Annotated in this window: 23 protein-coding genes; 11 read left to right on the forward strand and 12 right to left on the reverse strand. The window is 73.4% G+C overall.

Annotated features, from left to right (window positions below):
* Nucleotides 1-861: a helix-turn-helix domain-containing protein gene (locus AC07DA_RS23580; protein ID WP_479130158.1), complete on the reverse strand. Its 861-nt coding sequence runs from the start codon at nucleotides 859-861 to the stop codon at nucleotides 1-3.
* 214 nt (nucleotides 862-1075) lie between these two features.
* Between AC07DA_RS23580 and AC07DA_RS23585 the strand changes: the two genes are divergently transcribed.
* A complete protein-coding gene (locus AC07DA_RS23585; protein ID WP_479130159.1) occupies nucleotides 1076-1534 on the forward strand; it encodes an ATP-binding protein in 459 nt (152 codons plus the stop codon).
* Nucleotides 1535-1540: 6 nt separating this feature from the next.
* Here the strand turns inward: AC07DA_RS23585 and AC07DA_RS23590 are convergent, their stop codons facing one another.
* The 4 genes from AC07DA_RS23590 to AC07DA_RS23605 form a co-directional block, all read right to left on the reverse strand.
* Nucleotides 1541-2173 (reverse strand): DUF6328 family protein, encoded by a 633-nt coding sequence (locus AC07DA_RS23590; RefSeq protein ID WP_479130160.1) that lies wholly within the window; start codon nucleotides 2171-2173, stop codon nucleotides 1541-1543.
* A gap of 81 nt (nucleotides 2174-2254) precedes the next feature.
* On the reverse strand, nucleotides 2255-2728 hold the full coding sequence (locus AC07DA_RS23595; RefSeq protein ID WP_479130161.1) for a C40 family peptidase: 474 nt from the start codon (nucleotides 2726-2728) through the stop codon (nucleotides 2255-2257).
* A 659-nt stretch (nucleotides 2729-3387) separates the two neighbouring features.
* Nucleotides 3388-3972, reverse strand: a complete 585-nt coding sequence (locus AC07DA_RS23600) for an ATP-dependent Clp protease proteolytic subunit (RefSeq protein ID WP_479130162.1) — start codon at nucleotides 3970-3972, stop codon at nucleotides 3388-3390.
* A gap of 53 nt (nucleotides 3973-4025) precedes the next feature.
* Complete coding sequence (locus AC07DA_RS23605; protein WP_479130163.1) at nucleotides 4026-5021, reverse strand: ABC transporter permease; 996 nt, start codon at nucleotides 5019-5021, stop codon at nucleotides 4026-4028.
* A 137-nt stretch (nucleotides 5022-5158) separates the two neighbouring features.
* On the opposite strand from AC07DA_RS23605, the gene AC07DA_RS23610 reads away from it, so the two are divergent.
* From AC07DA_RS23610 to AC07DA_RS23645, 8 genes are all read left to right on the forward strand, one after another.
* Complete coding sequence (locus AC07DA_RS23610) at nucleotides 5159-5806, forward strand: TetR/AcrR family transcriptional regulator (protein ID WP_479130165.1); 648 nt, start codon at nucleotides 5159-5161, stop codon at nucleotides 5804-5806.
* Nucleotides 5807-5919: 113 nt separating this feature from the next.
* Complete coding sequence (locus AC07DA_RS23615) at nucleotides 5920-6222, forward strand: urease subunit gamma (protein ID WP_479130166.1); 303 nt, start codon at nucleotides 5920-5922, stop codon at nucleotides 6220-6222.
* Between the two features lie 10 nt (nucleotides 6223-6232).
* On the forward strand, nucleotides 6233-6544 hold the full coding sequence (locus AC07DA_RS23620) for an urease subunit beta (protein ID WP_479130167.1): 312 nt from the start codon (nucleotides 6233-6235) through the stop codon (nucleotides 6542-6544).
* Entirely contained in the window at nucleotides 6537-8258 is a 1722-nt protein-coding gene (locus tag AC07DA_RS23625) for an urease subunit alpha (protein WP_479130169.1), read from the forward strand. The genes AC07DA_RS23620 and AC07DA_RS23625 overlap by 8 nt, the downstream gene beginning before the upstream one ends.
* A gap of 13 nt (nucleotides 8259-8271) precedes the next feature.
* On the forward strand, nucleotides 8272-8946 hold the full coding sequence (locus AC07DA_RS23630; RefSeq protein WP_479130171.1) for an urease accessory protein UreF: 675 nt from the start codon (nucleotides 8272-8274) through the stop codon (nucleotides 8944-8946).
* A gap of 128 nt (nucleotides 8947-9074) precedes the next feature.
* Entirely contained in the window at nucleotides 9075-9758 is a 684-nt protein-coding gene (gene ureG / locus AC07DA_RS23635) for an urease accessory protein UreG (protein WP_479130173.1), read from the forward strand.
* Nucleotides 9755-10516 carry an urease accessory protein UreD gene (locus AC07DA_RS23640; RefSeq protein ID WP_479130174.1) on the forward strand — a complete coding sequence of 254 codons (762 nt, stop codon included), beginning with the start codon at nucleotides 9755-9757 and terminating at the stop codon, nucleotides 10514-10516. The genes ureG and AC07DA_RS23640 overlap by 4 nt, the downstream gene beginning before the upstream one ends.
* 130 nt (nucleotides 10517-10646) lie before the next feature.
* A complete protein-coding gene (locus AC07DA_RS23645; protein ID WP_479130175.1) occupies nucleotides 10647-12248 on the forward strand; it encodes an alpha/beta hydrolase in 1602 nt (533 codons plus the stop codon).
* A gap of 54 nt (nucleotides 12249-12302) precedes the next feature.
* Here AC07DA_RS23645 and AC07DA_RS23650 read toward each other — a convergent pair whose 3' ends face one another.
* Together AC07DA_RS23650 and AC07DA_RS23655 are read right to left on the reverse strand one after the other, a co-directional pair.
* Nucleotides 12303-13334 (reverse strand): NAD-dependent epimerase/dehydratase family protein, encoded by a 1032-nt coding sequence (locus AC07DA_RS23650; RefSeq protein WP_479130176.1) that lies wholly within the window; start codon nucleotides 13332-13334, stop codon nucleotides 12303-12305.
* Nucleotides 13335-13392: 58 nt separating this feature from the next.
* Nucleotides 13393-14112 (reverse strand): lysophospholipid acyltransferase family protein, encoded by a 720-nt coding sequence (locus tag AC07DA_RS23655; protein ID WP_479130178.1) that lies wholly within the window; start codon nucleotides 14110-14112, stop codon nucleotides 13393-13395.
* A 244-nt stretch (nucleotides 14113-14356) separates the two neighbouring features.
* On the opposite strand from AC07DA_RS23655, the gene AC07DA_RS23660 reads away from it, so the two are divergent.
* Nucleotides 14357-14812: an RpiB/LacA/LacB family sugar-phosphate isomerase gene (locus AC07DA_RS23660; RefSeq protein WP_479130179.1), complete on the forward strand. Its 456-nt coding sequence runs from the start codon at nucleotides 14357-14359 to the stop codon at nucleotides 14810-14812.
* Nucleotides 14813-14815: 3 nt separating this feature from the next.
* Here the strand turns inward: AC07DA_RS23660 and AC07DA_RS23665 are convergent, their stop codons facing one another.
* The 5 genes from AC07DA_RS23665 to AC07DA_RS23685 all read right to left on the reverse strand — a co-directional run bounded on the left by AC07DA_RS23665 (nucleotide 14816) and on the right by AC07DA_RS23685 (nucleotide 21441).
* Nucleotides 14816-16054 (reverse strand): PP2C family protein-serine/threonine phosphatase, encoded by a 1239-nt coding sequence (locus AC07DA_RS23665; RefSeq protein WP_479130180.1) that lies wholly within the window; start codon nucleotides 16052-16054, stop codon nucleotides 14816-14818.
* A 69-nt stretch (nucleotides 16055-16123) separates the two neighbouring features.
* Nucleotides 16124-18583, reverse strand: coding sequence for a SpoIIE family protein phosphatase (locus AC07DA_RS23670; protein ID WP_479130181.1), 2460 nt, complete (start codon nucleotides 18581-18583; stop codon nucleotides 16124-16126).
* A 144-nt stretch (nucleotides 18584-18727) separates the two neighbouring features.
* Nucleotides 18728-19981, reverse strand: coding sequence for an ornithine--oxo-acid transaminase (gene rocD, locus AC07DA_RS23675; protein ID WP_479130182.1), 1254 nt, complete (start codon nucleotides 19979-19981; stop codon nucleotides 18728-18730).
* Nucleotides 19978-20799, reverse strand: coding sequence for a dimethylargininase (ddaH, locus tag AC07DA_RS23680; protein ID WP_479130183.1), 822 nt, complete (start codon nucleotides 20797-20799; stop codon nucleotides 19978-19980). Before ddaH ends, rocD begins: the two co-directional genes overlap by 4 nt.
* 126 nt (nucleotides 20800-20925) lie before the next feature.
* Nucleotides 20926-21441: an Lrp/AsnC family transcriptional regulator gene (locus AC07DA_RS23685; RefSeq protein ID WP_479130184.1), complete on the reverse strand. Its 516-nt coding sequence runs from the start codon at nucleotides 21439-21441 to the stop codon at nucleotides 20926-20928.
* A 111-nt stretch (nucleotides 21442-21552) separates the two neighbouring features.
* Between AC07DA_RS23685 and AC07DA_RS23690 the strand changes: the two genes are divergently transcribed.
* Nucleotides 21553-22302 (forward strand): LytR/AlgR family response regulator transcription factor, encoded by a 750-nt coding sequence (locus tag AC07DA_RS23690; RefSeq protein WP_479130185.1) that lies wholly within the window; start codon nucleotides 21553-21555, stop codon nucleotides 22300-22302.
* The last annotated feature ends 1 nt before the right edge of the window (nucleotide 22303 follow it).

A 22303-nucleotide genomic window follows, 5' to 3' on the forward strand; every position in this document is an offset into this window, starting at 1 on the left:
TTACGCGCCGGCGGCTGTCCCGGCGATGAAATCCAACGAGTCCTCGGGCGAAAGGGCGTGGATCTGAAGGGCGTTGAAGGCCTCCGTGTACGCCTGGAGGTCTTCTTTCCGTTCCAGGTAGAGGCTACTCGTCAAGTGGTCGAGAACAACCACATCCAGATCAGAAGTGCTCGAAAATGAGAAAATAACGAAAGGCCCGGTGACGCCGATGTGCGCTCCGGCGGCGAACGGCAGCACCTGGAGCCGCACTTGGGGCAGGCGCGCCGCCTCCACCAGCCGGTCCAGCTGGCGGGCCATGACCCCGGGCCCGCCCACCTCCCGCCGCAGCACCGCCTCGTCCAGGACGGCGCTCAGTTCCAGCGGCGGGTCCGCGCGCAGCACGTCCTGCCGGGCCAGCCGCACCTCGACCAGGGTGTCGAGCCGGTCCTCCGGCAGTCCCTCCACGGCGGCCTTCGTCACCGCACGCGCGTACTCCGGCGTCTGCAGCAGGCCCGGGACGACCGTGGTCTCCAGTGTGCGCATCGCGCTGGCCTGCGACTCCAGGCTGATGAAGTCCCGGTAGGTCGGCGGCAGCACCCCGCGGTAGGCGTGCCACCAGTGGTGCCGGCCGCCGCTGTCCTGGGACCCCGCCAACACTATGAGCAACTCGCGCAGTTGGGTGTCCGCCACCCGGTAGGCGTCGAGCAGTAACCGCACATCGGCCGGTTTCACCCCGCTCGTGCCCGTCTCGATCCGGCTGACCTTGGACTGGTGCCAGCCCACCAGCCGGGCCGCCTCACCGCTGGTGAGCCCCGCCGCGGCGCGCAGCGCGCGTAGTTCGGCGCCCAGTTTCCGGCGGCGCACCGCGGGACCGTGCTGCATGGGCTTCTCCTTACTCCTTCCGTGCCACCCACATACGGTCTCGCGTCGCAGAGTTCACCGCATCGAGCGACAGATATATGCATATCTTGGTGGATCGCCGTCCTTCGTGGGTGATTCGGTGGCAGTCTGGCGGACGAAGCACCAGTCCGGGACCGTACTCGAACCATCCGCTCCGTGTCGGACTGCGGTCCCGTGGGAAAGGGACGACGTCGCCATGGCAGACCATCTGGAAGCATCCGTCACTCTGCCGAGCGATCCGGCCTCGGTCTCCGCAGCGCGTGCCTACGTGGTGGGCACGCTGGCGGAGTGGGGGCTGCCGGCGGGCACGGAGGTGTCCGACACCATCCGGCTCATCATCTCCGAACTCGCCACCAACGCCGTCCAGCACACCCTCGGGCAGTCGCCCACCTTCACCGTGGACGTGGCGCTCGACCGGGAGGAGCGGCTGCGCATCGGTGTCACGGACAGCCATCCGCGCCTTCCCCGGCGGCTGCCCGCAGCCGTCCAGCAGGACAACGGCCGCGGCCTGGTCATCATCCGGTGGCTGACCGCCGAATGCGGCGGCAGACTCAGGATCCGCCCCACGCGTGAGGGCGGCAAGACCGTCTCGATCGAGCTGCCGTGGACGATCCCGGCCCAGCCCGTGCCGATGGCGCTACGGCAGGAGCCGTAGCGGCCGTCACCGGTGGCGGGCCGAGGCCTCTCGGCGTGGTGCCGTCGCGGACAGCGCGGCCGGCCGCCCGACGGTGTGCCGCAGGGGCGCCGGGACCTGCGTACCGTCCTGGGACGGCGTCCCGGGGATGCTTGCCGCGGCGGTCGCGTTCCCGTCCTCGCGCAGCCCCGCCCGTCGCACCAGCCGGGGGAGCAGCCCCCACAGTCCGACGCAGACCAGAAAGGTTCCTGCACTGGCGGCGATGCCGCCGGCCCGGCCCGTGGTCACATCGACCACCAGCAGCACCGAACCGCTGAACGCGAAGACCAGCACCACCAGGCCGGCGGTGGCCAGACGCGAGGAGACCTGCACGATGCGCGGCTTGGCGCCCTGCTGGAAGAGGGAGCGGTGCAGCGCGGCCGGCGCGGTGAACAGCGCCGCGGCCAGGACCGCCAGCAGCAGCGTGAAGACGTAGGTGACGCGCTGGACCGGGTCGAGGTCCTCGAAGCGCGAGGTGAAGGCGAGCGACAGCAGGAAGGCGAAGAGGATCTGTACGCCCGTCTGGGTGACGCGGAGTTCCTGGAGCAGCTCGACGAAGTTGCGGTCGGCGCGTTGCAGCGGAGTCTCGTTGCGAGCGGTGCAGGGGCGGTGCTCGGCCATGGGGAACGGGTGCCCAGGGGAGCCCGTGTCACGCTCCGGCGTGCGGCGGCGCGTCAGGGACGCCGCCGCACGCCGGAGGGATTACTTCACGCGCCCGTACCAGACACTCTTGGTCCAGATCTTCTGCAGCCGCACCACGTCCCCGCTCTTCGGGGAGTGCCAGAGCTTGTTCTTACCCGCGTAGATACCCACGTGGTACACGTTGCTGCCCGAGTGGAAGAACACCAGGTCTCCCGCCTTGCGGTTCTTGGCGGAGATGTGGTGTGTCTTGTTGTACTGCTGGGCGGCCGTGCGCGGGAGCTTCTTGCCCGCCTTCTTGAACGCGTAGAGCGTCAGCCCGGAGCAGTCGAACCGGTGCGGTCCGGTGGCGCCGTACTTGTAGGGCGAACCCTTCTTGGAAGCCGCGATCTGGAGTGCCTTGGTCGCCGGCGTGGCCGCCGCCGCTTCGGACGAGAAGCCGGGCGCCACGATCGAGCCGCCCACGGCGGCGATGGTGAGGGCCGAGGCCGTACCGGCCCGGACCATCAGCGACGGGACACGATTGAGCGCAGTCATGCGCAACCCTTCGTCAGCCGCCTGTGAAGGATGACCTGTCGGATTCGGGCTGGCGAAGTTGCCCGGCCGCTGACGCGGCTTCACCCCAAGGGCTGCTCGGACCCGGTCATGGCGTGACCGTCCCGGCGACCCGTCGTGCTTGGGTCCTCCACTCCTGCCGATCCACTCCTGTCGACCGGTCATCCGGGCGGCGGCAGGACTCGGCGTCCGCCCGGATCGCCCCGCCGCTGTGGCGGGGGCTTGTCGTCAGACAGGGATCTTGACTCATGGTTGTCCTGAAATCCCAACGGAACCGGGGATTTGTGTTGTTACTCACCACTCACCCGTTCGGGTGGACACGTCTGCGTTCGGGCGACCGTCCACCCCTGCGCGGACATCCGGACCAGCGATGGAACGCCTCATTCCGCCCCATGGATACGCGCGTTGCGCAACCGGGACGGGCCGAAAAAAGGATCCCCGTCTACTCCGAACAGGGGTACGTCGTCTGGTCGGTTTCGACTCAGGCCCGGACGCCCCGGGCGCCCGGCCCGTCGGAACCGCGTCAACTCACGGACTCGGGCGGCAGCGTGCCCCGTGCCGTGCACCGCTCGCCGTGCAGCACCCGCAGGGTGTCCGGGCCGGCGTGCCGGTGTGCATTTCCCTCTCGCCCCACTGGTGCCTCACGGCCAGCGCGGTCGCCGTACCGGCCAGGCCTCGGCGGCGCGCAGTCCGCGGCAGGTGGCGCCGCGCGGCGCGGGGCCGATCCGGCCGAGCAGGTCGACGTCCAGGTAACGGCCGATCACCTCCGCCTCGACGCGCGTCAGGGCCGGCAGCGGTGGCGGTCCGGGAGGCAGCACGGGCGGGTCACCGCCCTGTCGGCGCGGCCGGGCGGCGGGGCGGGCCGTGCGGTCGGGCATGGTGCGGTCCACCAGGCGTACTCCACCGCCTCCTGGGCCGTGAGGATCCTGTTCGGCGCGATAGTCCGCGCTCACCTGCGCCCGGCTGCGGCCGGTGTGCCGGGCGAGCAGCTCCTCCATCCGGCTCCGCACGCGCGCCAACTCGTCGGCCTGGACGGCCAGGTCGCTCGCCCGGCCCCGGACGGGCTCGGGCGGTACCGGCTGACGGAGCACCATGCGGGCGCCCCGCAGCGCGCCTCGCCTGCCCGGTGTGCCCGCCGCCAGCAGCACCGAGGCGACCGGGCCCGCCTGGCGGGCACCGGACAGACGGAAGACCGTGCACCCCCGTCCGTTACAGCGAGGGTGCACGGTCGTTCACTCGCGCGGGCCGCGTCGGCGCCGCGCGGGTGTGGGGGTTCCGGCTAACCGACGGCCGTCAGTTCGCGCGTGCCGGGCGCGGGTGTGCCGGTCCGCTTCCGTGTCCGGAGGGTGGTGCCGAGCAGGACGGCGCCCAGTCCCAGCGCCGCCCACCACGTCAGGGTCAGGGCGGGCCCGGTGGCCGCCGCGCCGTCGAAGTACGACACCGAGCGCAGCAGGGTCGTCCCCGCGCCGGGCGGCAGCCACTGGCCGATCGCGCCGGCCGGCTCGGGCAGCATCTGCGGTGCCGACGGGGCGCCGGAGAAGGGGTTGCCGAGCAGCATCACCACACCACCGGCAATCCCGATGCCGCCGTGGCCCATGAGCGCGGCGAGTCCGGTGACGGTGCCGCTGACGGCCAGGGACGACAGCCCGAGCACGGCGGCCTCCGCCCACCAGTCGCCGGTGAGGACCCCGAGCCAGCTGTGCGCGATCGCCGCCGCGCTCACGCCGACCAGGGCGGAGGCGCCGAGCAGGGCGGCCACCGCCCGCGGGCCGCGCAGCCCCAGCAGGGTGACCACCGTGCCCGCCGCGATGCCGGCCAGCGCGAGCGGCAGCGCGGACGCGCTCAGTGCCGCACCCCGCGGGTCGCTCTCCGGGGCGGGCACGACGTCGACCGTCCTGAGCTGCGCGCCCTGTGCGGCGGCCTGCTGGGTCACGGCCTGCTGGAGCAGCTGGGCCACGACCGGACCGGCCGCGGACGCCGTGAGCAGCTCCGGCCCGTCCGGGGTGACCACGACCGCGCCGTACACGGCGCGGTCCTTTACGGCGTCGCGCGCGGCGGCCCCGTCGGCGTAGCGGTGGATCTCGAAGGCTCCCTCGTGCCGCTGCAGTTGCCGCTCCACCTGGGCGGCCGCGGCGGGCGGTCCGGCGACGCCGAGCGGCAGGTCGCGCGGCGCGGTGCGGGCGGCCGGCCAGGCGAAGGCCCACAGGGCGAGGGCGGCCAGCACGGGGACGAGGACGACGACCGCGATCAGGCGGCGGTTCGGGGTGCGGGACATGAGGATCTCCTGCCGGCGGTGGACCGGACCCGGTGGGACGGGCCGTAAAAAGAAGGATCGTTCGTTTTTGCTCTGCCCCCACCGTGCTCCGCCGGCCGCGCCTTGTCAAGAATGAATATTCGTTTTACTTTGTGACCATGGCCCGCGTGTCCCAGGAACACCTCGACGCCCGCCGCCGCCAGATCCTCGACGGCGCCGCGGTCTGCTTCGCCCGCAACGGCTTCCACGCCACGTCCATGCAGGACGTGCTGCAGGAGGTCGGTCTGTCCGCCGGGGCGGTCTACCGCTACTTCAGCGGCAAGGAGGAACTGATCGGCGCCATCGTCGGCGAGGTGCTCGGCTCGGTCCGCGAGGCCTTCGAGGAGGCCTCGCGCCAGAGTCCGCCCCCGCCGCCGGACGAGCTCGTCGCGACCGTCCTCGGCACCGTGCTCGCCGCCCGCGAGTCCCTGGTCGTCGACGGAAGGCCCGCGTTCCCGCGCCTTGTCATCCAGGTGTGGCCGGAGACCCTGCGCAACGAGGAGCTCGCGGCCGTCCTGCGGGAGGGCTACGGCTCCGTCCGCGCGGCCTGGGCGAAGATCGTCGAGGGGTACCAGCGGGCCGGGATGATGCGCTCCGACGCCGAGCCGGACCACGTGGCCCGCACGATGATCGCCGTTGTGCTCGGCTTCATCGCCCAGCAGTCCCTCTTCGGCCCCGCCCCGGTCGACGTCCTCCGGGACGGTCTGCGCGCCCTGACGAGCATGGGCGGCGACCACGCCCCGGCCGACGGACCACAGCTCGGTTAACGTGCCCGAAACGCGGTCCAACTAGCCTGCCGTCCCACGCCACCTGGCACTTTGCCCCGTGGCCGCGGCACCCGGGCCCCGCACGGCCCGGAGCGAGGACTGTGAGGTGGGACGTGCAGCTGACCCCGCACGAGCAAGAGCGACTGCTGATCCACGTGGCGGCCGACGTGGCCGCCAGGCGCCGGGCGCGCGGGCTGCGGCTCAACCACCCCGAGGCCGTCGCCCTCATCACGTCGCACATCCTGGAGGGCGCCCGGGACGGCCGCACCGTCGCCGAACTCATGTCCTCCGGACGCACGCTGCTGACCCGGGACGACGTCATGGAGGGCGTTCCGGAGATGGTCCACGACGTCCAGGTCGAGGCCACCTTCCCGGACGGCACCAAGCTCGTGACTGTCCACGAGCCGATCGTCTGAGAGGGCGCCCGTGATCCCCGGAGAGATCCTCTTCGCCGACGAGCCGATCGCCTGCAACGAAGGCCGCGACGTCACCCGGCTCACCGTCCTCAACGCCGCCGACCGGCCCGTCCAGGTCGGCTCCCACTACCACTTCGCCGAGGCCAACCCCGGCCTCGAGTTCGACCGGGCCGCGGCGCGCGGCAGGCGGCTGAACGTCCCCGCCGGCACGGCCGTGCGCTTCGAGCCCGGGATCCCCGTCGACGTCGAACTCGTTCCGCTCGCCGGTGCCCGGGTCGTGCCCGGTCTGCGCGGGGAGACCGGAGGTGCCCTCGATGCCTGAGATCTCGCGTGCCGCGTACGCCGACCTGTTCGGCCCGACGACCGGCGACCGGATCCGGCTCGCCGACACCGATCTGCTGGTGGAGATCGAGGAGGACCGTTCCGGCGGTCCCGGACGCGCCGGTGACGAGGCCGTGTTCGGCGGCGGCAAGGTCATCCGCGAGTCCATGGGCCAGTCCCGCGCCACGCGCGCGGAGGGCACCCCCGACACCGTGATCACCGGCGCGGTGATCATCGATCACTGGGGGATCGTCAAGGCCGACGTCGGCATCCGCGACGGGCGCATCACCGGCATCGGCAAGGCCGGCAACCCCGACACGATGGACGGCGTCCACCCGGACCTGGTCATCGGCCCGGAGACCGAGATCATCGCCGGCAACGGGCGGATCCTCACGGCCGGCGCGATCGACGCGCACGTCCACTTCATCTGCCCCCAGATCGCGGACGAGGCCCTGGCCTCGGGCGTCACCACCCTGGTCGGCGGCGGCACCGGCCCGGCGGAGGGCTCCAAGGCGACGACCGTGACCCCCGGCCCCTGGCACCTCGCCCGGATGCTGGAGGCCATGGAGGCCTACCCGCTCAACATCGGCTTCCTCGGCAAGGGCAACACCGTCTCCCACGAGGCGATGCTGTCGCAGATCCGGGGCGGCGCGCTCGGCCTGAAGCTGCACGAGGACTGGGGCTCCACCCCGGCCGTCATCGATGCCGCGCTGACCGTCGCCGAGCGGACGGGCATCCAGGTCGCCATCCACACCGACACGCTGAACGAGGCCGGGTTCGTCGGCGACACGCTCGCCGCCATCGCCGGACGGGGCATCCACGCCTACCACACCGAGGGCGCGGGCGGCGGGCACGCCCCGGACATCATGACGGTGGTCTCCGAGCCGCACGTGCTGCCCAGCTCCACCAACCCGACCCGGCCCTTCACCGTCAACACCGCCGAGGAACACCTCGACATGCTGATGGTGTGCCACCACCTCAACCCGGCCGTGCCGGAGGACCTGGCGTTCGCCGAGTCCCGCATCCGGCCCTCCACCATCGGCGCGGAGGACGTGCTGCACGACCTCGGCGCGATCTCCATCATCTCCTCCGACTCGCAGGCGATGGGACGCGTCGGCGAGGTCGTCCTGCGGACCTGGCAGACCGCCCACGTCATGAAACGGCGCCGCGGTGCCCTGCCCGGCGACGGCCGGGCCGACAACCACCGGGTGCGCCGCTACGTCGCCAAATACACGATCAACCCCGCGCTCGCACAGGGCCTCGCCCGCGAGATCGGGTCGGTGGAGAGCGGCAAGCTGGCCGACCTGGTGCTGTGGGAGCCCGCGTTCTTCGGCGTCAAGCCGCACATGGTCGTCAAGGGCGGGCAGATCGCGTACGCGCAGATGGGCGACGCGAACGCCTCCATCCCGACCCCGCAGCCGATCCTGCCGCGCCCGATGTACGGCGCGATCGGCCGGGCGCCCGCCGCCAGCTCCGTCAACTTCGTCGCGCCCCTGGCCGTCGAGGACGGACTGCCGGAACGCCTCGGGCTCGGCAAGCGGTTCGTGGCCATCGAGTCGACCCGCGCGGTCACCAAGGCCGACATGCGCGAGAACGACGCGCGGCCCGACGTGCGCATCGACCCCGACAGCTTCGCCGTGCACATCGACGGGGAGCTCGTCGAGGCGACACCCGCGGCCGAGCTGCCCATGGCGCAGCGCTACTTCCTCTTCTGAAGGCGGGGTGACGATGTCACGGGCGGCACTGCTCGTCCTGGCCGACGGCCGGTTCCCCGCCGGAGGGCACGCGCACTCCGGCGGGGCCGAGGAGGCCGTCGGGGCCGGGCGGATCAGCGGGGCGGCGAGCCTGGCGGACTTCTGCCGGGGACGGCTGCACACGGCCGGGCTGGTGTCGGCGGCCCTCGCGGCGGCCGCGGCGCTCGGCATCGATCCCGTCGCGCTGGACGGCGCCGCGGACGCCCGCACGCCCTCGCCCGCGTTGCGGGCCGCCGCGCGCAAGCTCGGACGGCAGCTGACGCGGGCCGCGCGGACCACCTGGCCGTCCGCCGAACTGGACGCCCTCGGGCGGGAGTTCCCCAGGGGAGCGCATCAGCCGGTGGTCCTCGGCCTGGCGGCGCGGGCGGCCGGCCTGGGGCCGGTGGACGCCGCGTACTGCGCGGCGTACGAGAGCGTGAGCGGGCCGGCCACGGCGACGGTGCGGCTGCTGAGCCTGGACCCCTTCGACGCCACGGGCGTGCTCGCCCGGCTGGCGCCCGAGACGGACCGGGTCGCGGACCGGGCGGTGGAGGCGGCGCGCCGGGTCGTCGACGAGGGCGTCGACGCGCTGCCCGCCGCTTCCGCGCCGCTGCTGGAGATCGGGGCGGAGGCGCACGCGGTGTGGCCGGTACGGCTGTTCGCCTCGTAGCCGCCCGCCGACCATCAGGGGCGCGGGGAACGGCGCGACCGGCCCCCACCCACCCGCACCCGGCAGCAAGCCCCGCCCCCCGTACCCGATCGCCCGCAGTCCCGGGCCCGCACCATCAGGAGCCGCACATGCACCTCGATCATCACCACGACGGCCCCTCCGCTGTGAGCGCCGACGCCCGCCGCCCCGACGGCGGCCGCCGTGCCCTGCGGATCGGCCTCGGCGGCCCCGTGGGCTCCGGGAAGACCGCCACCGTCGCCGCGCTCTGCCGGGCGCTGCGCGACGAGTTGTCGCTGGCCGTCGTCACCAACGACATCTACACCCGGGAGGACGCCGAGTTCCTGCTGCGGGAGGCCGTGCTGCCGCCCGAGCGGATCACCGCCGTCGAGACGGGGGCCTGTCCGCACACCGCGATCCGGGACGACATCTCCGCGAACCTGGAGGCGGTGGAGGATCTGGAGGACGCCGTCGGGCCGCTGGACCTGGTGCTCGTGGAGTCCGGCGGGGACAACCTCACCGCGACCTTCTCCAGAGGGCTCGTCGACGCCCAGATCTTCGTGATCGACGTGGCCGGGGGCGACGACATCCCCCGCAAGGGCGGACCGGGCGTGACCACCGCCGACCTGCTCGTCGTCAACAAGACCGACCTCGCTCCGCACGTCGGCTCCGACCTGGCGCGCATGGCCGCCGACGCCAAGGCGCAGCGCGCCCGGCTGCCGGTCGTCTTCCAGTCGCTGCGGAGCGAGGCCGGGGTGGCCGACGTCGCCGCGTGGGTGCGCGCGCGGCTGGCCGCCTGGGCGGCACGGGCGTGAGCGGCTCCGCCGGGGTGCGGTCCGTCGCGAGGATCCTGGCCCGCGACGACGGCCGGGGCGGGACCTGCCTGCCCGTGCTGGAGAGCGACGGGCCCCTGGCGCTGCGGCGCACCCGGTCCGGCGGCGGCCAGGCGCGGGTCATGCTGGTCGGTGCGATGAGCGGACCGCTCGGCGGTGACCACTTCACCGTGGAGGCCCGCGCGGAGGAGGGAGCGCGGCTGTCCGTCGGATCGGCCGCCGCCACCCTCGCGCTGCCCGGCCAGACCGAGGAAGGGGCCCGCTACGACGTCCGGCTCGGCGTCGCCGACCACGCCGAACTGCACTGGCTGCCCGAGCAGTTGATCTCCGTCCGGGGCAGCGACCTGTGCGTCACGACCCGGGCCGAGCTCGCCGCCACGGCCCGGCTCGTGCTGCGCGAGGAGCAGGTGCTGGGGCGGGCCGGTGAGCAGCCCGGACGCCTGACGAGCCGTCTGACCGTGCGGGTGGCCGGGCGGTCGGTCCTCGACCAGGAACTGGCGTGCGGACCCGGCGCGCCGGGCGGCTGGGACGGTCCCGCCGTGCTCGCCGGCCACCGGGCGGTGGGACAACTGGTGCTCGTGCGGCCCGAGTTCGCAGCCGAGCCGGTGACGGCCCGGTCCCTCGGGGAGGGGGCCTGCCTCGTGCCGCTCGCCGGGCCCGCCGCACTGGTGACGGCCGTGGCCCCGGACGCCCTCCGGCTGCGGCGGCTGCTCGACGAGGCCCTGGCCTCCCTCGCGTAGCCGTCCGTACAGCAGACGCGGTTCTCCGTTTATCGGATTGGCAAAGAAGGGCGCCCGCCCCTGTTGCCGGGGACCTCACAGCCGCGAGGATCCCCCGTACTGATCGCAACGATGTACGGGGAGGTCCCACTTGAGGGGTACGAGAGCGAAGAGGCGGGTGACGGCGCTCGGTTCGGCCGGCGCGCTCGTCACGGCCACGCTGATAGCCGGCGCCGTCGCGGCGCCCACGGCGAACGCGAGCGCGGGCAGCGGCCCCGGCCGGGACCGGGAGGCCCGGGGCGCCGCCATCGCCGCCGACCGGGCCGCGAAGGCCGGCATCGACTGGCAGGACTGCCCCGCCGACTGGAACCTGCCCAAGCCGATCCAGTGCGGGTACGTCACCGTGCCGCTCGACTACGCCAAGCCGTACGGCAAGCAGATCCGACTCGCCGTCGACCGCATCGGCAACACCGGCACGCCGGCCGAGCGGCAGGGCGCGCTGGTCTACAACCCCGGCGGCCCCGGCGGCTCCGGACTGCGCTTCCCGGCCCGGGTCACCGGCAAGAACCCCATCTGGGCCAACGCCGCCAAGGCCTACGACTTCGTGGGCTTCGACCCGCGCGGCGTCGGCAGGTCCACGCCCATCTCCTGCGTCGACCCGCAGGAGTTCGTCAAGGCACCCAAGGCCGACCCGGTGCCCGACTCCGAGGCGGACAAGCTCGCCCAGCGCAAGCTGGCCCGCGAGTACGCCGAGGGCTGCCAGGAGCGCAGCGGCTGGATGCTGCCGCACATGACCACGCCGAACACCGCGCGCGACCTCGACGTCATCCGCGCCGCCCTCGGCGAGAGGAAGCTCAACTTCCTCGGCGTCTCCTACGGCACCTACCTCGGCGCCGTCTACGGCACGCTCTTCCCGGGCCACGTGCGCCGCATGGTCCTCGACAGCGTCGTCAACCCGTCCCGCGAGAAGATCTGGTACCAGGCCAACCTGGACCAGGACGTCGCCTTCGAGGGCCGCTGGAAGGACTGGCAGGACTGGGTCGCGAAGAACGACGCGACCTACCACCTCGGCGACACCCGCGCCGAGGTCCAGCAGCAGTGGCTGCAGCTGCGTGCCACCGCCAAGAAGAGCCCGATCGGCGGGGTCGTCGGCCCGGCCGAGCTGATCTCCTTCTTCCAGGGCGCCCCGTACTACGACTCCCAGTGGGCCCCGGTCGCCTCCGTCTTCAGCAAGTACGCCGCCGGGGACACCCAGGCCCTCGTGGACGCCGCCGCCCCGGACCTGTCGGACACCGCGGGCAACGCCGCCGCCGAGAACGGCAACGCCGTCTACACGGCGGTGGAGTGCACCGACGCCAAGTGGCCCACCAGCTGGCAGCGGTGGGACCGTGACAACACGCGGCTGCACCGGGATCACCCGTTCATGACCTGGGCCAACGCCTGGATGAACCTCCCGTGCGCCACCTGGCCGGCCAAGCAGCAGACGCCGCTGGACGTGCGGACCGGCAAGGGCCTGCCGCCGGTGCTGATCGTGCAGTCCGAGCGCGACGCGGCCACCCCGTACGAGGGCGCCGTCGAACTGCACCAGCGGTTCAAGGGCTCGCGCCTGATCACCGAGAAGGACGCGGGCTCGCACGGCGTCACCGGTCTGACCAACCCGTGCGTCAACACCAGGGTGGACAGCTACCTGCTGACCGGCGAGCTCGACGGCGCGGACGTGACCTGCGCGCCGCACGCCACGCCGAAGCCGTAGCCGACGGCCGCCGCACGGCGGTGAGGGGCGGCCGGAGGTCCGGCCGCCCCTCACTCATGCCGCACCGGTGAACCAGGCGTCCTCCGCCGCGTAGTCGAAGAGGTCCGGGTAGACACGCGCGAGTGCGGGGAACGCCTCCCGCCAGTCCCGCCCGGCCAGCCGGCCGGTGAGCCCGGCGACCGTCTCCGGGAGGCTGCCGGCGTAGGACACGACCGGCCGGTAGCCCAGCTCCCGTGCGGCGGCGGACATGTCGCACACCACGGGCCGCTCCACCGACCAGGGCGAACTGCCCACGGACGGCGACGGCGCCGGTCCGTCCAGCAGGACCGTCTCGGTCCGCACGCCCATCACCGCGTCGATGGCCGCGCCGATCTCCGCCACGCTCGGCGGCTCGGGGTCACAGGCGTTGAGCGCCCGCGAACCGGGCCGGGCCGCCGCCAGCCGGATCAGCTCGGCGATGTTCCGGGCGGCGGCGGTGTGGAACAGGCTCTCGCCGCGGAAGGCGAGGACCCGGCGGCGCCGCCCGTCCAGGTTCCGTTTCACGAAGTACAGCTCGCGGGGGAGCGGGCTGTGCGGGCCGTGCACCGCACCCGCGCGCAGCAGCGTCGTCGGCAGGCGGTCGCCGGCCGCCAGGAGTCCGCGCTCCAGTGCGGCCTTGCCGGTGCTGTACGTGGCGTCGCCCGGCGCGACCGTGGGCTGGTCCTCGCCGATCGGCACGGGGTAGTGCGGGAGACCGCCCGGCTCGCCCATCGTGTCGAAGCCGCGGCCCTTGCCGTCCTCGTACACCGACACCGTGGACACCACCACCGCCGAGCCGATGCGGTCGGCCAGGTCCGTCAACTGCCGAGCGTGCCGGGCTCCGTAGGCGACGAGGTCGACCACCAGGTCGCAGCCGTCGCCGATCAACGCGCCCAGGGCCGCGTCGTCCTCGCGGTCCAGCCGCTCCGCCTGCACCTGCCCGGGCCAGTCCCCGTCCCGGGCGCCGCCGCGCGAGACGGCCGTCACCGCCCAGCCGTCCCGGGCCAGCGCCGCCACCGCCGGCCGGCCGATCTGCCCGCCCGCCCCGATCACCACCGCACGTCTCATACCGCGACCGTAGAGCGCCCCGCCCGGCCCCGGGAACGGCTTCTGCCGACAGCAGAGGTCAGCTCCGGGGCGTGCGCCGGAACTTCCGCTGCCTGGGGGCGGCGGCCTCCTCGGCCTTGACCACGGCCGCGTACTGGTCGACGTACTCCTGCTCGGACAGCGAGAGGATCGCGTACATGATCTCGTCGGTGACGGCGCGCAGGACGGCCTTCTCGCTCTCCATGCCCGCGTAGCGGGAGAAGTCGAGCGGCTCACCGAAGCGGATCACGACCGGGTGGATGTTGGGGATGACCTTGCCGGGCGGCTGGGCCTCGAACGTGCCGATCATCGCGCAGGGCACCACCGGGACGCCGGCCTTGAGGGCCATCACCGCGACACCGACCTTGCCCTTGTAGAGCCGGCCGTCGTGCGACCGGGTGCCCTCGGGGTAGATGCCGAGCAGCTCGCCCTTGCTCAGCACGCCGAGGCCCTCGCGGATCGCCGCCTGGCCCGCGTCCTTGCCGGAGCGGTCGACCGGGATCTGCCCCGCGCTGCGGAAGAAGAAGGCCGTCAGACGGCCCTTGACGCCCGGACCCGTGAAGTACTCGGCCTTCGCCAGGAAGGTGATGCGCCGCTTGAGGATCGCGGGCATGAGGAAGTGGTCCGAGAACGACAGGTGATTGCCGGCGATGATCGCGGCGCCCTCCGCCGGCACGTGCTCCAGGCCCTCGATGCGAGGCCGGAAGACCAGTCTCAGCAGCGGGCCGAGCAGCACGTATTTCAGCAGGTAGTAGAACAAAGCGGGCGCTCCTCGCCTCTCGCGGTGGACTCAACCGCCGCGTTCCAGCAGGTCAACCGGCATGTCGTGGGGTGCCAGTGTAGGTGCACGGGTTGCCGCCGGGCACCTCGTGCGGCAGGACCGTGCCGATCCTTCACCTTTTGACTGACGGTCAGTCAGGGCGGCTGTGTCCGGTGGTGCCGGTGTGGTCGGCGAGCATCGCGGGAGCGGCGCGCTCCGCGGCCCGGCGAGTAGTCTGCGCAGCATGCGGATCTCAGTTTCCTCGGACATGGACGAGCCCGTCGCCCGCTCCCTCGTGGCCGCGCTGCGCGACCGGGGTCACGAGGTGCGCCCGCACGGCGCCCTGCTGCCCGGCGACGACCCGCAGTGGGCGGTGTGCTCCGAGGCCGCGGCCCGCGAGGTCGCCGACGGGACGGCCGACCAGGCCGTGGTGTGCTGCTGGACCGGCACGGGCGCCTCGATCGCGGCCAACAAGGTGCCCGGAGTCCGGGCGGCCCTGTGCACGGACGCCTACACCGCCGACGGGGCCCGCCGCTGGAACGACGCCAACGTGCTCGCGCTCAGCCTGCGGCTGACGTCCGAGCCGCTGCTGAAGGAGATCCTCGACGCCTGGTTCGGGGCGGCGCCCAGCACGGACGCCGAGGACCGGGAGAACGTGGACCGGGTGCGCCTGCTCGACCACGGCAGGACCCGGATCTGAGGGTCACAGCCGGACGATGATCAGCGCGGTGTCGTCCGTGGCGCCGCCGGAGGGCAGCAGTTCCAGCAGGACGGTGTCGGCGAGGGTCTCGGGGTCCTGGTCGCGGTGGCGGCGCAGGGCCCCGGCGAGCCGGGCCAGACCCGCGTCGATGTCCTCCCGCCGCCGTTCGATCAGGCCGTCGGTGTACAGCACCAGCGTGGCGCCCGGCATGAAGCCCGTCTCGGCCTGGGGCCGGGGGATCGGGTCGGGCCGGGCGTCGAGCGGTGTGTCCGTGGCCTGGTCGAGGAACCGCGTGCGGCCGTCGGGATGCATCAGTACGGGCGGGGGGTGACCCGCGCTGCTGTAGGCGATGGTGTGCCGGTCGAAGTCGATGAAGGTCGTCACCGCCGTCGCCGACTCGGCACCGTCGACCACGTGCGCGTAGCGCCCCAGCACGTCCAGCGCCTGGGCCGGGCCCGCGGCGACCCGGGAGGCCGCGCTCAGCGCGCTGCGCAACTGCCCCATGACGCCGGCCGCCTCCAGTCCGTGCCCGACCACGTCGCCCACGGACACGCCGATCCGGTGGCCGCCGACCAGGTCGACCAGGTCGTACCAGTCCCCGCAGACGTTGAGCGCGCCCACGGCCGGGCGGTAGCGGACGGCGGCCCGGTGGTGGCGGCTGACCTGGCGCCGGGCGGGCAGCATCGCCTCCTGCAGTGCCAGCGCCACCTCCCGTTCCCGGGAGTGCGCCCGCCGCAGCCGTTCGTTGAGCTCCTGGAGGTCGCGGGCGCGGGTGTACAGCTCCGCTTCCAGCACCCGCGCGCGGCCGTCGCGGTCCCCGGCGCGGCCCCGGGCCCGGATCAGCTCCGTGACCTCCTCCACGCGGTGCACGACCAGCACGACCTTCCCGTCGGGGCCGAGCACCGGCGCGTTCACGGGGCTCCAGTAGCGCTCCTGCCACTCCCCGGGGCGTCCCGCGTCCTCGACGTCGTAGCGCTGCAGCGCCATGGTGTCGCGCTCGCCGGTGGCCAGGACGCGGTAGAGCGAGGCCTCCAGATTGCGCGCGCCCGTCGCGGCCGGGTCGTTGGGGTTGTCCGGGAAGACGTCGAACAGGTAGCGGCCGATCAGCTGCTCGCGGGAGCGGCCGGAGCCCCGCACGAACTCCTCGTTGACGTCCGCGTACACCAGCTCCGGTGTCAGGAGCGCCACCATGCCGGGCAGGGACTGGAACACCGCCGCGTAGTCGATCGCCGCATCCGTCATGGCCGCCGCCTCACCGCTGCCGGGATCACACCAGTTTCGCACGGTATGGGGCGGCATCACCCCGGAAAATCACTCCGGGGCCGCGGTCAGGGGCTGCTCGGCCCAGATGATCTTCCCGTCGGGGATGAACCGCGTGCCCCACCGCTGGGTGAGCTGGGAAACCAGCAGCAGGCCGCGTCCGCCCTCGTCCGTCGTGCGGGGATGGCGCAGGTGGGGCGCGGTGGCGCCGCCGTCGAAGACCTCGCACACCAGGGCGCGCTCCCGGATCAGCCGGAGGCGGATGGGCCCGGTGGTGTACCGGATGGCGTTGGTGACCAGCTCGCTCACCACCAGCTCCGTGGTGAAGACCAGTTCGTCCAGGCCCCAGCGCGCCAGCTGCCGGGTGACCGTGCGGCGGGCCTCGGCGACGACGGCCGGGTCGGGGGGCAGCTCCCAGGCCGCCACCTGCCCGGCGCCGAGACGTTTCGTCCGGGCCATCAGCAGGGCCACGTCGTCGTACGGACGGGCCGGCACCAGCGCGTCGACGACCCTCCGGCAGTACGTCTCCAGCGGGCCCGCCTGTGCCAGGGCCCGGCGCAGCCGCTCCCGGCCGGCGTCGACGGCCCAGGTCTCGCCCCGGGCCAGCAGTCCGTCGGTGTGCAGGGCCAGCGTGCTGCCCTCCGCGAGGGTCAGCTCCACCGCCTCGAAGGGCGGACCGCCCACCCCCAGCGGCGGGCCCTGCGGAAGATCGGCGAACGTGACCGAGCCGTCGGGCCGCACGACCGCCGGCGCCGGCTGGCCCGCCGCGGCCATCGCGCACCCGCCGTCGACCGGGTCGTAGACGGCGTACAGGCATCCGGCACCCACCGACCGTCCGCCGCCGGCGCCCGCCGCACCCGGTTCGGCCCCCTCCTCCCGCGCCGACCGCGCCACCAGGTCGTCCAGGTGCGCCAGGACCTCCTCGGGCGGCAGATCCAGCGCGGCCAGGGTCCGCACGGCGGTGCGCAGCTGCCCCATGGCCGCCGCGGCGTCGATGCCGTGCCCCGGCACCTCGCCCACGACGAGCGCGACCCGCGCCCCGGACAGCGGGATGAGGTCGAACCAGTCGCCGCCGAGGCCGGTCAGTTCGTCCGCCGGCCGGTAGCACGCGGCCACCTCGACGGCGTCCTGCTCGGGCAGCCGCCGGGGGAGCAGACTGCGCTGCAGGACGAGCGCGGCGTCGCGCTCGCGGGTGTAGCGGTGGGCGTTGTCCAGGCAGACGGCAGCGCGGGCGACGAGGTCCTCGGCGAGGCGCAGGTCCTCCGCGTCGAAGGGTTCGCGGTGGGCGCGCCGGTAGAAGCTGGTGAGGCCGAGGGTGGTGCCCCGCGACCGGATCGGCACGGTCATGACGCTGTGCAGCCCCAGCTCCCGGAAGGTGGCCCGCCGGCCACCCGGGGCGTCGGTCGTCCAGTCCCGGGCCGACGGGTCGAGCCGTTCCGCGCGCCAGGACCGGCCCGAGGTCAGGCAGCGGACCGGGGGCGAGCCCACCGGATAGGTCGCCACGTCCCCGACGGGGACGACCACGGCCGGCAGGTCCTCGTCCACGCACCGGTGGCCCGCGCGGCGCAGCGCCACCGGCTCCGCCGTGTCCGGGAGCGGTCCGGGCGCCAGCTCACCGCCGCGCAGCACCGGCTCCAGCAGGTCCACGCAGGCGAAGTCGGCCAGTCCCGGCACCGCCACGTCGGCCAGTTCCTGCGCGGTGCGCACGAGGTCCAGGCTCCGGCCGATCGTCTCACCGGCCCGGTCGAGCAGCGCCAGCCGCTGCCGCGCACGGTGCCGCTCGGTCATGTCCACGACCGTGTAGTAGACGCCGATCGGGTGGCCCCGCTCGTCCTCCAGGCGGGTGAAGGACAGCATGTGCGCCGTCTCGCGCAGCGGCGCCGAGCGCACGTGCCCCACGTGCTCGTACCCGATGACCGGCTCGCCCGTCTCCAGCACGTGCCGCATCTGCGCCTCGACCGCCTGCGCGTCCAGACCCGGCTGGACGTCCGCGAACCGCAGACCGAGCCGGCTCGGGGCCGGTCCGCCGCCGAACTGCTCCAGAGCGGCGTTCGACCACACGAACCGCAGGTCCGTGTCCACGATCGCGATCCCCACCGGGGCGTCGGACACCATCCGCTCCAGCACCGCCCGGCTCATGTCCCAGCCGGGTGCACCGGCCAGCTCCGACAGCAGCACCAGCCAGCGCGAGCCGCCGTGCGCCTCCTCGGCCGGATCGATCCGGGCCGCGACCCGCACCGGCCGGCCGTCCTTGCGGCGGACCGTCAGCAGCCCCCGCCAGCCGCCGTCCCTGCGGCACCGCTCGACCAGGTCCGGCACCCGCTGAGCGTCCTCGGCGACCAGCAGGTCGGCGAGCTTGCGGCCCACCGCCTCGGCGGCCGGGTACGCCAGCAGGCGCCGGGCGTCCTCGGTCCAGCCCGTCACCACGCCCTGCGGATCGAGCAACAGGGGCGCCGCGTCGGCCGCGTCGAAGCGCTGCCGGGCAGTGCCGTACTCCTCGTTCGCGCCCACGGCCGACCTCTCTGTCGCTGAGAGTGGTCTACCACCTCTTGCCCCCATCTTCACCCTTCCGGGGAAAGGGGGCGGCTTGTGCGGGGCCGCTCGGGGAGGCGGGGGGCCGGGCGCCCGCCCGCCCGGCCCCCCGCCTCCGCCGCGCTACCCGAGGACCTTCTCCAGGGCCCCGAGCGCTCCCCGCAGCTCCTCGCCGGTGATGGTCAGCGGCGGTGCCAGGCGGATCGTCGAGCCGTGCGTGTCCTTCACCAGGATCCCCTCGCCCATGAGGCGCTCGCTGATCTCGCGGCCGGTGCCGAGCGCGGGGTCGATGTCGACGCCCGCCCACAGCCCGCGCGCGCGGAAGCCGACCACGCCCTTGCCGACCAGGCCGGCCAGACCCTCGCGCAGGACCACGCCCAGTTCGGCCGCCCGGCGCTGGAACTCGCCCGTCTCCAGCAGCTCGACGACCGCCGTGCCGACCGCGGCCGCCAGCGGGTTGCCGCCGAAGGTCGAGCCGTGCTCGCCCGGGTGCAGCACCCCGAGCACCTCACGGCGCCCGACCACCGCCGACACCGGCACGATGCCGCCGCCCAGCGCCTTGCCCAGCAGCACCACGTCCGGCACCACCGACTCGTGCTCGACCGCCAGCGTGCTGCCCGTGCGGCCGAGCCCGGACTGGATCTCGTCCGCGACGAACAGACAGCCCTCGCGCCGGGTCAGTTCGCGCACGCCGGCCAGGTAGCCGTCGTCCGGGATGATCACCCCGGCCTCGCCCTGGATCGGCTCGATCAGCACCGCCGCCGTCGTCTCGTCGACCGCCGCCTCCAGCGCGGCCAGGTCGTTGTACGGCACGATCCGGAACCCCGGCGTGAAGGGTCCGAAGCCGCTGCGCGCGGTCTCGTCCGTGGAGAAGCTGACGATCGTCGTCGTGCGGCCGTGGAAGTTGTCCGCCGCCACGACGATCGTGGCCCGGTCCGCCGGAACGCCCTTGACGTCGTAGGCCCACTTGCGGGCCACCTTCACCCCGCTCTCCACCGCCTCCGCACCGGTGTTCATGGGCAGCACCATGTCCTGCCCCGTGAGCGCGGCGAGCCGCTCGGCGAACTCCGCGAGCCGGTCGTTGTGGAAGGCCCGCGAGGTCAGTGTCAGCCGGTCGAGCTGGCGGTGGGCCGCCTCGATCAGCGCCGGGTGCCGGTGGCCGAAGTTGAGGGCCGAGTAGCCGGCCAGCATGTCGAGGTAGCGCCGGCCCTCCACATCCTCCACCCAGGTGCCCTCCGCCCGGGAGACGACCACGGGCAGCGGGTGGTAGTTGTGCGCGAGGACCGGCTCCTCCGCCCGGATGAGCTCCTCGGAGCCGCGGCCGCCCCGCGGGCCGGGGTTCTCCTGCGGGTCGCGGGTGGTGACGGGTGCGGTCATGAGCGGTTCTCCCGGATCTCCTGGGTGCAGCACTTGATGCCGCCCCCGGCCTTGTGGAACTCGGACAGGTCGACGGGGACGGGGACGTAGCCGCGGTCGGCCAGTTGCGCGGCCAGGCCCGTCGCCCCGGGCGGGATGAAGACGTGGCGCCCGTCGGAGACGGAGTTGAGCCCGAACGCCATCGCGTCCTCGCGGGTGGCGAGCACCGCGTCCGGGTACAGCCGGGCGAGCACCTCACGGCTGCCCGGCGAGAACGCCTCGGGGTAGTAGGCGATGTTCTCCTCGTCCAGCACGAACAGCGCCGTGTCCAGGTGGTAGAAGTACGGGTCCACCAGGGTCAGGCCGATCACCGGCACGCCGAAGTACTCCTGCGCCTCGGCGTGGGCCTCCCGGGTCGTGCGGAAGCCCGTCCCGGCGAGGATCCAGCGCCCGGCCGGCACCAGGTCGCCCTCGCCCTCGCAGACCGACTCGGGGTGGTAGACCTCGTAGCCCTCCGTCTTGAACCACGCCTCGTAGGGCACGGACTCGGGACGGCGCTCGGGCGCGTGGAAGAGGGAGCCGAAGACGCGCCCGTCGACCACGACCGCCGCGTTCGCGGCGAAGACCATGTCGGGCAGGCCGGGAACGGGCTTCACACTGTCCACGGTATGGCCATGGGCACGATAGGTGTCGACCAGTGCCTGCCACTGGTCCAGGGCCCGGATCACGTCGACGGGTTCGTCGGGGTGCATCCAGGGGTTGATCGCGTACTGCACGGCGAAGTGTCTGGGTTCGCAGACGAGGTAGCGCCGCCGGCGCGGCACACGGGAGTCGGGCACGAAGGGGTCCCTCCGCTTCCTCACGGTGTGTGACTGGGGGTTGACACAACGGTAGGAACTGACGCCAGGCGCCGACAAGGAACAAAGCTTGCGCGTCCACGCACGAACGCTGCGTCTTCCGGCCGGTCAGCGCACGCCTGCTGCGCCACCGGGGAACTCCTCGGGCGCCGGATGGCTGGCGCCCGCCTCCGGGCTCTCCGGCAGCAGATGGGACAGCACCATCACGCTGATCGTCTTCCGGATGAACGGCTCCTGCCGGATCCGCTCCAGCACCTCCTCGAAGTGCTCCACGTCCCGCGCCCGCACGTGGAGCAGCGCGTCCGCGCCGCCGGTCACCGTCATCGCCGCGGCGATCTCCGGGTAGTCGCGCACCACCTCGGCCAGCCGCCGCGGCGGGGCGGCGCCCTCGCAGTACACCTCGACGTAGGCCTCCGTGCGCCAGCCCAGCGCCGACGGCTTCACGGTCGCCGTGAACCCGGTGATCACGCCCGTCTCCCGCAACCGGTCCACCCGGCGCTTGACCGCGGTGGCCGACAGTCCGATCGCCGTGCCGATCTCCGCGAACGACGTCCGGGCGTTCGCCATCAACGCGGTGACGATCTTCCGGTCGAGTTCGTCGAACGCCGTGGACCTGCTGTTCATGCGGGCACTGTATCCACCGGCCCTCCGGCCGGCGCCCGCACCGGCACGGCCACCGCGAACGTTCCCCCGGCACGTGTCCAGACGTACGGATCGCCCTTACACTCCACGTTCATGCTGCGCGCCCTGGCTGTCGACGACGAACGCCCCTCGCTCGAGGAACTGCTCTACCTGCTGCAGGCCGACCCCCGCGTCGGCAGCGCGGAGGGCGCCGGTGACGCGACCGAGGCACTGCGCCGCATCAACCGCGCCCTGGAGTCCGGCCCGGGCGGGCCCGAGGAGATCGACGTCGTCTTCCTCGACATCCAGATGCCGGGGCTGGACGGCCTCGACCTGGCCCGGCTGCTCACCGGCTTCGCCCGGCCCCCGCTCGTCGTGTTCGTCACCGCGCACGAGGACTTCGCCGTGCAGGCCTTCGACCTCAAGGCCGTCGACTACGTCCTCAAGCCCGTCCGCAAGGAACGCCTCGCCGAGGCCGTCCGCCGGGCCGCCGAACTGCGCGGCGCCGCCCCGCGCATACCCGTGAGCGAACCCGACCCGGACCACATACCCGTCGAGCTCGGCGGCGTGACCCGCTTCGTCGCCGTCGACGACATCACCCACGTCGAGGCCCAGGGCGACTACGCCCGCCTGCACACCGACAAGGGCAGCCACCTGGTCCGCATCCCGCTGTCCACCCTGGAGGAACGCTGGCGCTCCCGCGGCTTCGTCCGCATCCACCGCCGCCACCTCGTCGCCCTGCGCCACATCGGCGAACTCCGCCTCGACGCCGGCACCGTCAGCGTCCTCGTCGGCTCCGAGGAGCTCCAGGTCAGCCGGCGTCACACGCGTGAACTGCGCGACCTGCTGATGAGGAGGACGTGAC

Source organism: Streptomyces sp. NPDC044921, assembly GCF_056432865.1.

Excerpts from the sequence above, each read along its gene's own strand:
- AC07DA_RS23580 (WP_479130158.1), bottom strand. The coding sequence starts at position 861 with ATGCAGCACGGTCCCGCGGTGCGCCGCCGGAAACTGGGCGCCGAACTA.
- AC07DA_RS23585 (WP_479130159.1), top strand. The coding sequence starts at position 1,076 with ATGGCAGACCATCTGGAAGCATCCGTCACTCTGCCGAGCGATCCGGCC.
- AC07DA_RS23590 (WP_479130160.1), bottom strand. The coding sequence starts at position 2,173 with ATGGCCGAGCACCGCCCCTGCACCGCTCGCAACGAGACTCCGCTGCAA.
- AC07DA_RS23595 (WP_479130161.1), bottom strand. The coding sequence starts at position 2,728 with ATGACTGCGCTCAATCGTGTCCCGTCGCTGATGGTCCGGGCCGGTACG.
- AC07DA_RS23605 (WP_479130163.1), bottom strand. The coding sequence starts at position 5,021 with ATGTCCCGCACCCCGAACCGCCGCCTGATCGCGGTCGTCGTCCTCGTC.
- AC07DA_RS23610 (WP_479130165.1), top strand. The coding sequence starts at position 5,159 with ATGGCCCGCGTGTCCCAGGAACACCTCGACGCCCGCCGCCGCCAGATC.
- AC07DA_RS23625 (WP_479130169.1), top strand. The coding sequence starts at position 6,537 with ATGCCTGAGATCTCGCGTGCCGCGTACGCCGACCTGTTCGGCCCGACG.
- AC07DA_RS23630 (WP_479130171.1), top strand. The coding sequence starts at position 8,272 with ATGTCACGGGCGGCACTGCTCGTCCTGGCCGACGGCCGGTTCCCCGCC.
- ureG (WP_479130173.1), top strand. The coding sequence starts at position 9,075 with ATGCACCTCGATCATCACCACGACGGCCCCTCCGCTGTGAGCGCCGAC.
- AC07DA_RS23650 (WP_479130176.1), bottom strand. The coding sequence starts at position 13,334 with ATGAGACGTGCGGTGGTGATCGGGGCGGGCGGGCAGATCGGCCGGCCG.
- AC07DA_RS23660 (WP_479130179.1), top strand. The coding sequence starts at position 14,357 with ATGCGGATCTCAGTTTCCTCGGACATGGACGAGCCCGTCGCCCGCTCC.
- AC07DA_RS23665 (WP_479130180.1), bottom strand. The coding sequence starts at position 16,054 with ATGACGGATGCGGCGATCGACTACGCGGCGGTGTTCCAGTCCCTGCCC.
- rocD (WP_479130182.1), bottom strand. The coding sequence starts at position 19,981 with ATGACCGCACCCGTCACCACCCGCGACCCGCAGGAGAACCCCGGCCCG.
- AC07DA_RS23685 (WP_479130184.1), bottom strand. The coding sequence starts at position 21,441 with ATGAACAGCAGGTCCACGGCGTTCGACGAACTCGACCGGAAGATCGTC.
- AC07DA_RS23690 (WP_479130185.1), top strand. The coding sequence starts at position 21,553 with ATGCTGCGCGCCCTGGCTGTCGACGACGAACGCCCCTCGCTCGAGGAA.